Origin of the sequence: Snodgrassella alvi (genome assembly GCF_002777425.1) — a bacterium.
Taxonomy (GTDB): domain Bacteria; phylum Pseudomonadota; class Gammaproteobacteria; order Burkholderiales; family Neisseriaceae; genus Snodgrassella; species Snodgrassella alvi_B.
The window spans coordinates 1-1,608 of the sequence record NZ_MDVC01000036.1; the positions used below are offsets into that span (position 1 = coordinate 1).

The window sequence follows — 1,608 nt, forward strand, 5'->3', positions numbered from 1 at the left end:
GGCGATGCGGTTGCCCAGTGGGTCGTACTGGTGGCTGAGGGTACCCTGTGCAGTGGTTTCGCTTAGCAGATTACCCAGTAGATCGTAGCTGAAGGTGATGAGGTCGGGTTCAGCTTCAGCAGGCAGGCCGGCTTTTTTGTAGCCGACTTTGATAAGGTTGTCGGCTTTGTCATACTGGTAGGCGGTGTTGCCGTCGGTGGTGTATTTGCCGATGAGGCGGCCGATGGCATCGCGTTTGAAGCGGTGGATAATTTCAGCACTACTGCCGGCAGCAAAGTGCACGGCGCTGACGTTATCCAGTGCATCGTAGCTGTATCTCTGTTTACGCCCGTCCAGATCGGTCTGTTCGATCAGGCGGTCGGCTGCATCGTATTGAAACTGGTAGTGTTCGCCATTTTCGTTGATGAGGGTGTTGAGGCGGCCATAGGCGTCGTAGTTAAAGCCGAGTTTGCGTCCGGCAGCATCAATGCGGGTGTGCACCAGTCCGCGCGGGTCGCGCTGGTAGTGGGTGCTGTGGCCGGCCGGTTTGGTATCACTCTATAGTTAGCTGGCAGCATTAAATAATATAAAACGTATAGCATATTTTCTATACATTTTCTATCGATTAAGGCACTTCTCCATAATCATTTTTTAAGACATTATATTCTATATTTCAGTTGTAATTCTCAATTCTATAAGAAAAATTATACGGTTAGTATTATTCATGTTTACAAATATGTCATTCGATATATTTCCCTAAGTGATAAATATCAGTTGCCTCTTTATTCATTTCTAAAGAACCTAAAGCGCCTAAATCCAAACTATATATATTATCAGACTCATTATTTTTCTTGACGTATATAAAATAGCCTATATCACCATCTTGACCTATTAAAAAATAATTGGGTTCAATGTTTTGTATACTATATACATCATTTCTTTCTTGAATGTCATATATGTTATATATGTATATATATTCTTCTTTTTCAGTGATTAATTCATACGGCTCTTTATCTTGGACCTCTTCTGACAAAAATCGTACATATAAACTTGGAAATTTGATATTCATTTCTTTTTCAAGAATATACAATATTTCTATAATTGATTTCTTTTCCATAAAAAATTTACCATTCAATTAATATTCTATAAGTCAAAAAAAGGATTATTTATATTAGCATTTCTAATGCTATCGAAATATTTATAAGAATCATTTAACGCTTTTTTTGCTTGTGCTTTAGGTACACCGGCGTCAAGCATTTCCCTGTAACTTATGTTGAATTCTTGTTTTAAGGTTGTATTCCATCCTCCATTAAGTGATCTTCTAGCTCTTTGTGCTTGACTAATGTTAGCATGTGGTAAACCAGAAGAAGATTGTAATAATGTCGCTGGTGCAGCATTTCTTCGATAACTAGTTATATTTCTTTTAGCCCAAGCGTCTTGTATTGGATGATGGCTTTGTACGAAAGCATCAGATCTAGTGTTTCTATGGCCTAAAGCTCTATTTGCATTAGGAGATAAGTTACCATGTATGTCTACATCACCTTTTTTATAGCCATTTGGAGCTTTACATATTAACCCCCACGGATCCACCCAAGTCAACCCATTAGGCGCATACTGATACAGATTAAA

At 38.9% G+C, this 1,608-nt stretch carries 2 protein-coding genes and 1 pseudogene; all 3 read right to left on the reverse strand.

The features are described from left to right. Positions 1 to 480 (reverse strand): annotated as a pseudogene (locus tag BGI33_RS13965) (RHS repeat protein); the annotation flags it as partial. A 238-nt stretch (positions 481 to 718) separates the two neighbouring features. Further along, positions 719 to 1,096 (reverse strand): SMI1/KNR4 family protein, encoded by a 378-nt coding sequence (locus BGI33_RS03320; protein ID WP_100089918.1) that lies wholly within the window; start codon positions 1,094 to 1,096, stop codon positions 719 to 721. Between the two features lie 26 nt (positions 1,097 to 1,122). After that, on the reverse strand, positions 1,123 to 1,608 hold a 486-nt coding region (locus BGI33_RS03325; protein ID WP_218965123.1), incomplete at its 5' end, for a hypothetical protein.

Bases quoted from the DNA above. Each gene is read 5' to 3' on its own strand.
- BGI33_RS03320 (WP_100089918.1), bottom strand. From the start codon at position 1,096: ATGGAAAAGAAATCAATTATAGAAATATTGTATATTCTTGAAAAAGAA.